The organism is Virgibacillus salinus (genome assembly GCF_900102415.1).
GTDB classification, from domain to species: domain Bacteria; phylum Bacillota; class Bacilli; order Bacillales; family Amphibacillaceae; genus Lentibacillus; species Lentibacillus subterraneus.
Genome location: NZ_FNKD01000001.1, coordinates 1,429,960 through 1,436,654, shown reverse-complemented (window position 1 = coordinate 1,436,654; position 6,695 = coordinate 1,429,960). Strand labels below are relative to the sequence as shown.

The 6,695-nt window shown below is 38.6% G+C and carries 5 protein-coding genes, 1 rRNA gene and 1 other annotated feature; of the genes, 2 read left to right on the top strand and 4 right to left on the bottom strand.

Features of this window, described 5'->3' with window-relative positions:
- Nucleotides 1-213 (bottom strand): 16S ribosomal RNA (locus tag BLS02_RS06785); the annotation flags it as partial.
- Nucleotides 214-633: 420 nt separating this feature from the next.
- A complete protein-coding gene (locus tag BLS02_RS06780; RefSeq protein ID WP_092492181.1) occupies nt 634-942 on the bottom strand; it encodes a rhodanese-like domain-containing protein in 309 nt (102 codons plus the stop codon).
- A gap of 145 nt (nt 943-1,087) precedes the next feature.
- Here BLS02_RS06780 and BLS02_RS06775 point away from each other — a divergent pair, with 145 nt between their 5' ends.
- Complete coding sequence (locus tag BLS02_RS06775; protein WP_254788735.1) at nt 1,088-1,810, top strand: hypothetical protein; 723 nt, start codon at nt 1,088-1,090, stop codon at nt 1,808-1,810.
- A gap of 43 nt (nt 1,811-1,853) precedes the next feature.
- Here the strand turns inward: BLS02_RS06775 and leuS are convergent, their stop codons facing one another.
- Nucleotides 1,854-4,271: a leucine--tRNA ligase gene (gene leuS / locus BLS02_RS06770; RefSeq protein ID WP_092492180.1), complete on the bottom strand. Its 2,418-nt coding sequence runs from the start codon at nt 4,269-4,271 to the stop codon at nt 1,854-1,856.
- A 58-nt stretch (nt 4,272-4,329) separates the two neighbouring features.
- Nucleotides 4,330-4,549: a binding site (T-box leader), on the bottom strand.
- Between the two features lie 188 nt (nt 4,550-4,737).
- On the opposite strand from leuS, the gene BLS02_RS06765 reads away from it, so the two are divergent.
- Nucleotides 4,738-5,307 carry a tRNA 5-(aminomethyl)-2-thiouridylate-methyltransferase MnmM gene (locus BLS02_RS06765; protein ID WP_092492179.1) on the top strand — a complete coding sequence of 190 codons (570 nt, stop codon included), beginning with the start codon at nt 4,738-4,740 and terminating at the stop codon, nt 5,305-5,307.
- Nucleotides 5,308-5,553: 246 nt separating this feature from the next.
- Here the strand turns inward: BLS02_RS06765 and BLS02_RS06760 are convergent, their stop codons facing one another.
- Nucleotides 5,554-6,621: a tetraprenyl-beta-curcumene synthase family protein gene (locus BLS02_RS06760; RefSeq protein WP_281243660.1), complete on the bottom strand. Its 1,068-nt coding sequence runs from the start codon at nt 6,619-6,621 to the stop codon at nt 5,554-5,556.
- Nucleotides 6,622-6,695: the final 74 nt, after the last annotated feature.

Genomic DNA, 6,695 nt, shown 5'->3' with positions numbered 1-6,695 from the left:
TCAACATGTGCTGAAAAATGTTATCCGGTATTAGCCCCGGTTTCCCGGGGTTATCCCAGTCTTACAGGTAGGTTGCCCACGTGTTACTCACCCGTCCGCCGCTCGTTCCACAAACTTCACCCCGAAGGGATCCGTCTGCTTCCCGCGCTCGACTTGCATGTATTAGGCACGCCGCCAGCGTTCGTCCTGAGCCAAGATCAAACTCTCCATAAAAGTTAGTTTGAATATGATTGACACCAATCAATCATCTATTGTCTTAGCTTTAAAAATTGAAATCAGGGTTTAAAAGTTTAACTTTTATCCTGTTTTCTTGACATACTGGTTGTTTTGTTCAGTTTTCAAGGAGCAAATTACACTGTTTTATTATTTATTTCGACAGCATAAAAATTATATCATTGTTGACGATTATTGTCAATATTTAAAACTTAGCATGAATGGCAAAAGCCTCAATTGCACTTATGCAGTAAGAAAGGGTTTGTACATTCTTAACTGCCAACAAAAATCAACATTTTGCTTGCTGTTTTTTTGACAGCAGAATCAATATTACTACCGCTAAACAAAAAAGTCAACGGTGTATTATAATTAATTTCCGAAAACAACATGGAAATATCATCCATTAAGTTGAAACACGAACTAGACTATAACTTCACCATTCCAATTCATCATTCCACCAGCCATATTTGATACTTTGAATCCATGTTCATCCATGAATGAAGCCGCGGTCATACTTCTATTACCTGAACGGCATACTAATACATAATCTTTACCTTTGTCTAAATCGTTCATAGAATGCGGAATTTTTTCAAGTGGAATATGCTTGGCATTTGGTATCTTTCCTTGTGCTACTTCTTCATCCTCCCGTACATCCAAAACGACTGTATCATTGTCCTTTTCAATTAAATTTTCCACTTCCTTTGGGGTTACTTCATTAATATGATCCATTTAAAACCATCCTTTTTATCAGTATATTATTCATCTTAACTCCACGTATGAATAGGTTGCAACTATCTAACACAAAATAAATCAACTAAACATCAGTGAGGTGATTTATATCAAACATTTCATCACAGCAGTTGGGTTGCTTTTTTTGCTTGTACCAATAAATACAAACGCAGCGGATCAGCAAAACAACGCACCGACGCCCAAAACAATTGCCAAATATGAAGAAGAAATAACAGGAGACTCTCAGAAAGATACAATACTACTAAAAGGAATTTTATTTTCAAATGATACAGATTACTTTAGAGATATCTGGACCGAAATAACAGCTGCCAATCAACAAAAATGGAAAATTCCATATGAAGGTGGATATGATCCTGAGTTACAATTTATTGACCTTAATCACGACAGGGTAAATGATATTTTTTATCAAAGTGCAACTGGCGGAAGTGGGGGGTTGTACTATTATCATTTACACACATTAAAGAATGACGAATTGAAAGAAATACCACTACCTGAACAGCCTTATGTGAAAGGTGAATTTAAAGAAAACTTTAAGGTAGAAATTCAAATCTCACCTGAACTAGAGCCATATATTGTTGATGTTGAAAATCGAGCTTCAGAATATATCCAGCTGGGAATATATAATAAAGAAGGTAAACTGATAGAAGAAAAATCATCAGCAATGGTTGATCCAATAGCTTTCTTTGACCCCGTGATAATCAGCAAGCGAAAAGGATACGGGTTAAAGAGTTATCAGCAAATAAGCGGCGCCTACCATGCAGATCAATTAGGAACTGTTGAAACGATTTGGTATTACGAAAATGGGAAATGGATAGTTTTACAAACAGAATGGGTACCATCTAATTAAAAACCAGGATCTCTTCTATATAAGTAGAAGAGATCCTTTAATTCTAATTGGCTACAATATTAACCAGCTTACCAGGTACTACAATAACTTTACGAATTGTTTTCCCTTCAAGCCAATCCTGTATCTTATCATGTTCCAATGCCTGTTTTTCAAGTTCATCTTTTGAGATATCTTTTGCTACTTGAATTTTAGCTCGAACTTTGCCCATAACTTGAATAACGACTTCTGTCTCTTCTTCTACCAGCTTAGATTCATCATAGGCAGGCCAATTCTCATAAGTTATTGTTTCAGAATGTCCTAGGCGGCTCCACAATTCTTCAGATAGATGTGGAGCAACTGGAGAAATCAATTTGACAAAACCTTCGACAAAATGTTTTGGAAGACTATCTGCCTTGTAGGATTCATTTATAAACACCATCATTTGTGAAATCCCAGTATTAAAATGCAGGTTCTCAAAATCCTCCGTTACTTTTTTAACCGTTTCATGATAGACCTTCTCCAACGAAGAATTTTCGCTGCTGTTACTGATCTTCTCAGAAAGACTTCCATCTTCATTTACTATCAAGCGCCAAACACGGTCAAGAAAACGACGTGAACCATCCAGACCATTTGTTGACCATGCAACCGCGGCATCCAATGGTCCCATAAACATTTCGTATAAACGTAGTGTATCTGCTCCGTGTGAAGCAATAATATCATCAGGGTTAACAACATTACCCTTGGATTTACTCATTTTCTCATTGCCTTCCCCGAGAATCATACCTTGGTTATATAACTTCATAAACGGTTCTTTCGTTGGAACAACTCCAATGTCATATAAAAATTTATGCCAGAAACGTGCGTATAACAGGTGAAGTACAGCATGCTCGGCTCCTCCAATATAGATATCAATTGGCAACCATTCTTTTAATGCTTCTGGATCAGCAAGTTTGTCCGGGTTGTTCGGATCAATAAACCGCAAGAAGTACCAGCAGCTACCCGCCCATTGTGGCATTGTGTTTGTCTCACGACGACCCTTCATACCTGTATTTGGATCGACAACATTAATCCAATCACTACTATTAGCCAATGGGGATTCACCTGTTCCCGAAGGTTTGAATTCTTTCATTTTTGGCAGCTCAACTGGCAAATCCTCATCAGGAACAGCCGTCATTGTACCGTCTTCCCAATGTATAATTGGAATTGGCTCTCCCCAGTAACGCTGTCTGGCAAATAGCCAGTCACGAAGGCGATAGGTTACTTTTTTCTCACCTTTATCGTTGTCTTCAAGCCATTCGATCATGGTACTGATCGCTTCATCCTTATCCATTCCATTCAGTAAATCAGAATTGACATGTGCTCCATCACCAACATAAGCTTCCTTGGTGACGTCCCCACCTGCAACTACTTCAACAATTGGCAGCTCAAATTTCGTTGCAAATTCATAATCTCGTTCGTCGTGTGCTGGAACTGCCATAATGGCACCAGTTCCATAAGACATCAACACATAGTCCGCAACCCAGATTGGCATTTTTTTATTATTTGCCGGGTTAATTGCATATGCACCTGTAAATACGCCTGTTTTATCTTTAGCCAAATCAGTACGTTCCAAATCGGATTTTGTTTGGATTTCCTTCATATAAGTATCAACTGCATCTTTTTGTTCTGCCGATACAATCGTTTCTACCAGTGGGTGTTCTGGTGCCAACACGGCGTACGTTGCGCCAAATAAGGTGTCTGGTCGTGTAGTAAACGCTGTGAATTCTTTATCATACCCATCAATCCCAAATGTCACTTCTGCACCTTCTGATCGGCCAATCCAGTTTCGTTGCATATCTTTAATACTTTCCGGCCAATCCACTTCATCTAAATCTTCCAGTAGACGATCAGCATAGGCGGTGATTTTAAGCATCCACTGCTTCATTGGTTTCCGAACGACCGGGTGTCCCCCGCGTTCGCTTTTTCCATCAATTACTTCCTCATTGGCTAGAACTGTCCCTAGGGCTGGGCACCAGTTAACAGCCACTTCATCCATATAAGCAAGCCCATGTTCATACAGTTTTGTAAAAATCCATTGTGTCCATTTATAGTAATTAGGATCTGTCGTATTTATTTCACGATCCCAATCATATGAAAATCCAAGCTCCTGGATCTGCCGTTTAAAAGTTGCGATGTTTTGTGCTGTGAATTCTGCTGGGCTGTTACCTGTATCAAGTGCATATTGTTCTGCAGGAAGACCAAATGCATCCCAGCCCATCGGATGAAGTACTTCATACCCCTGTAATCGCTTCATCCGCGAGAAGATGTCTGTCGCTGTATACCCTTCTGGATGTCCGACATGCAAACCTGCTCCTGATGGATACGGGAACATGTCTAACGCGTATACCTTCTCTTTATTTGAATAAGTATTTGTTTGAAATGTTCTGTTCTCTTCCCAATAATTCTGCCACTTCTTTTCAATTTCCTGATGATTGAAACTCACTGTTATTTCCTCCTTTTTCCTTTAACAAAACGAATAAAAAAAGCTACTCATCCCAATCTAAAGGGACGAGAAGCTATTACTCCCGCGGTACCACCCAAATTAACGCAAAACTGCTACGTTCACTTGTATCCTTAACGCAGATTTACGACAGAAACTACTTCCATTCATTTCTGCAACTTAATAAAGGTGAGTTCATAAATTTTCAGGAGCAGTTTACACCAGCCACTGCCTCGCTAAACCTGAATGAATTTATTAATAATCCTTCTCATCGTCGTTTGCTTATTTATATCGAATTCTAATGAAAGGAAACCGGTTTGTCAAGTACTTACACATATATGAGCGCTGGAAGTGTAATGGCTATCTTTGCAGTCAATGTCTTTCTAAATAATCAACTTACTTCCCCCTCCATTTCGTGCTATGCTAAACTAATTACATCATCGAATTACTAAGGAGCTATCTATCTAAAATGCTAAAAGGTATATTAAATTTCACACATCATCTTCTAGAGGAATCCGTAGAAAAAGGCGATACAGTTATTGATGCCACTTGCGGGAATGGTCACGACACCCTTTTCCTGACTAAACTAGTTGGAGAAAATGGTCATGTATTCGGATTTGATATTCAGGATCAAGCAATTACAAATACTAAAAATAGACTCGCACTAAATAAATCTAATAATGCGACCATCATAAAAGATAGTCACAGCAATTTTATCCATCATATGCCGGTTGATAAGCTAACCAGACTTGGTGGAGCTATTTTTAACCTTGGCTACTTGCCTGGGAGTGACAAATCAGTCATCACCAGAAGTGAATCAACTATATTAGCTGTTGAAGGTATACTATCCCATATGAAGCAGAACGGGATTGTTGTACTCGTTGTTTACCACGGACATGAAGGTGGAGAAACAGAAAAGGAACAATTGGTAAGATACATGCACTTGCTTGATCAAAAATTGTTCCATGTGCTTTACTATGGTTTTATTAACCAAAAAAATGACCCCCCATTTATCCTGGCGATTCAAAAGAGAAATTAACATTTGATTCTTTTGGGGAAGATAACTGCATGACTCCATAAAAATGGATTAAAATGCGGGGCTTGCCAGGAGGACATGTAATCCCTTTTTTCACATATATCAAAATAAAACAGCGGTATTTTGCGAAATAACGTCTCTGATATCCGTTCACACCTTAATATTGTTTGCTTTTAACAGAATAACGTCCCTGGTGTCCGACAAAGAGGTTATTTGGTTGTTTGCCCCCTTAAAATAACCCCCGAGAGATTAATCCCGGGGGTTTCTAAATTTATAATATAATTTTGTATTCCAATGAAAAAAACGAGCACTTCTACCACTTATATGCAACAGATCCTCAGTCATTTGCATTCCATCTTCAAGCTGTCTTACCTTAGGATCACCTAAATACAAACCAACTAGACCCTGATGAACCATCTCATGAAAACTCGAATCCGGAAGAGACTGGACGTGTCTATCGGCTTGTTCTATAAAATAGATAAAACGTTTCTTCATTTGTTCATGATTGTCATAGTAACTGCAGAAATTCAGATCCCCTTCAAGCTTATCTTCTTCTTGGTCAATGTAATAATCCAACAAAATATGTAAACCTTGGACATACGGGAAGTAACTATTATAAATATTGTCTGCAAGTTCATTGGTCATCTTCCCACCTAACGTATAGCTTACGAGACAGAAAATGCCTAAAGTAGATCCTGCTGATGCAGAAAATTCATACCAGCTTAGCGAATTTCCCCTATTTGCTTCATACCAATTCTTCAACCGGGAAATCCGCTCATCTTCCTTAACGTGTTTATGTACCTGAAGGTCACCATATAGTTGTTCCAGTTTCAAAATATACTCACCAATAACCTCATATTCATCCAGATTCCGAAAAATCTTTTGACAGGTTCGTACTAGATCGGCTAAGTATTCCCCGTCAACTTGGTCTGTGCGAAGTTCGTAATAATTTTTTATCGAATTCCCAGGACTTAAAGCATCAATCATGGCCTGGTGCAGCAAACGAAAGTCATCAGGGTCCATCGAGGTACTTCGATCACACAGATTGTCCAAATAATCACTAATCGTTTGATAAGCAACAATAAAGCCTATAGCATCTTTCCATTTATACCCGGCTAACAATGCATAGACAGCTCCGCCCAAACAATGGAAACGTTTTGATTGAATACTTGCAAGCGCCTGTGTTCGTAACTCTTGATTCGGAATTTGATTTGCTCTTTCTTGCCAAAAAACTAACTCCGCATTTACTGCTGGGAAGATCTTTCGATAGACCATTGCCATTAAAGTTAATGGTGTTTTTGGTATTTTGTACCCCAACTAAGTTCCTCCGTTCCCAAGACAAACATTCGATAATTGTATAAAAATTTTGCTATACTACCTATATCACCATA

What these genes read in the sequence shown, in the direction of transcription:
- BLS02_RS06780 (WP_092492181.1), bottom strand. Translation starts at nt 942, where the DNA reads ATGGATCATATTAATGAAGTAACCCCAAAGGAAGTGGAAAATTTAATT.
- BLS02_RS06765 (WP_092492179.1), top strand. Translation starts at nt 4,738, where the DNA reads ATGCTAAAAGGTATATTAAATTTCACACATCATCTTCTAGAGGAATCC.